The sequence below is a fragment of the Micromonospora sp. DT228 genome (assembly GCF_049841595.1).
Taxonomy (GTDB): domain Bacteria; phylum Actinomycetota; class Actinomycetes; order Mycobacteriales; family Micromonosporaceae; genus Micromonospora.
Genome location: NZ_JBNCKO010000081.1, coordinates 1 through 311 on the forward strand (window position 1 = coordinate 1; position 311 = coordinate 311).

Below are 311 nucleotides of genomic sequence, written 5' to 3' on the forward strand. Positions count from 1 at the left end.
GGCCTTGGCGGCGCAACATGGCGTGCACCCGCGGACTGCCGTAGGTGCCGCCGGAGACGTCGTGGACTTCCGCGATCTCCACGGCCAGTTCCTCATCCTGCCGGCGTCGGGCAGACGGGTTGGCTGCCTGGGCACGCCACCCGTAGTAGGTGGAGACGGCCACGCCGATGACCCGGAGGATGGGCTCGACCCCGAAGCGGTCTTTCAGCTCGTCGACGAGCGTCACGACCGTCGCCGGGTCGGGTCGAGTTCCGAGGCGAAAAAAGCCGACTTAGATTCAGACGATCAACGCAACACTGCTGGTGGATGGG

At 66.6% G+C, this 311-nt stretch carries 1 protein-coding gene; it reads right to left on the reverse strand.

Going from position 1 to position 311, the window contains the following annotated elements; genetic code table 11:
- Positions 1 to 226 (reverse strand): IS3 family transposase (locus ACLQ29_RS35510; protein ID WP_425775721.1); only part of this gene is annotated, 226 nt, incomplete at its 3' end.
- Positions 227 to 311: the final 85 nt, after the last annotated feature.